Origin of the sequence: Paenibacillus nanchangensis (assembly GCF_046543445.1) — a bacterium.
GTDB classification, from domain to species: Bacteria; Bacillota; Bacilli; order Paenibacillales; family Paenibacillaceae; genus Paenibacillus_AQ; species Paenibacillus_AQ nanchangensis.
This window is the reverse complement of sequence record NZ_JBHOFD010000075.1, coordinates 1-1160: the sequence shown is the minus strand read 5'-3', so window position 1 is coordinate 1160 and position 1160 is coordinate 1. Positions and strand designations below refer to the sequence as shown.

Annotated in this window: 2 protein-coding genes; both read right to left on the bottom strand. The window is 47.8% G+C overall.

The window, feature by feature from the left end; translation table 11 throughout:
• Nucleotides 1-27: 27 nt before the first annotated feature.
• The gene (locus ACE6ED_RS29105; protein WP_410830955.1) at nucleotides 28-891 is read right to left on the bottom strand and encodes an IS3 family transposase; all 864 of its coding nucleotides are present in this window, start codon (nucleotides 889-891) and stop codon (nucleotides 28-30) included.
• 11 nt (nucleotides 892-902) lie between these two features.
• The coding region (locus ACE6ED_RS29100; RefSeq protein WP_410830954.1) for a transposase at nucleotides 903-1160 on the bottom strand (258 nt) is incomplete at its 5' end.

Sequence of the window (1160 nt, the reverse complement as noted above, 5' to 3'; positions counted from 1 at the left end):
GTGGACTTATGTCAAGAAAGTAGACACTTACGCTACGGATTTTCCGGTAAATTGCATCGCAAAACGAGCAGGGGAAAGGTACCCTAACGCGCTGTGAATTCGCTTGCGGTTGTAATAGAACTCAATGTACTGGTAGATGGCGGTATAAGCTTCTTCCGGCGTCTTAAAACGTGGGTTACAGTAAATGAGTTCCTTTTTTAAAATACTGTGCCATGACTCGATACACGCGTTATCGTAACAGTTTCCTCGGCGGCTCATACTCGACTCCATTCCGTATGATTTCAGTTGCTCCACGTACTCTTTTGAGGTGTACTGAGACCCGCGATCCGAGTGGTGGAGCAATCCCGGAGCGGGACGTTTGGCCTGGTACGCATCCTTCAATGCATTCAGCACCAGACTTGTTTCCATATGGTTGTACAGACGCCAGCCTACAATCTCACGCGTACACAAATCCAGAACGCTGGCGAGATATAGACGACCTCCTCGGCAGGGAATGTAGGTGATGTCGGTGACCCACACCGTATTGGGTTTGGACGTTTTAAATTGCTGATTCAGCGTATTCGGTGCGATGGGATGGTCATGTTTGGAATCCGTGGTCTGGACACGATATTTGGGACTTACCACGGAACGAAGATTCATTTGACGCATGTATATACTGACGGTACGTGAAGAGATTCTATACCCTTCCAGATGGAGCAGATACGTAATTTTAGGGCTCCCACACCGCATCTGGTGGTCGTAGAAATGATACCGAATACGCTTCATGACCTCGGCTCTCCGGTTCTGTTGCGTGCTTGTTCGATCTATTCGCCATTTGTAATATCCGCTCCGTGACACTTGCAACGATCTGCACATCTTCTCCAAAGAAAACTGGGAGCGATGGTCTTCCACAAACTGAAATCTTAGCTCTTTGGCTTGCTGAAGATGTGCACTGCTTTTTTTACAATAGCGAGTTCCTCTTGCGTATCTGCAAGTGTATCTTCTTTCTCTTGAAGCAACCGGCGCATCTCTTGGAGTTCTGCTTCCAGCTCCTTCACTCGATCCATGCTAGCTACGGGCTCGTTTTTCAGTTCACGATACTTGCTCATCCACTGGTGTAACGTACTTTTCGGAATGTTGAGTTCTTCTGCCAAATCCCCGAGTGTCTTCGTCTGTTCTTG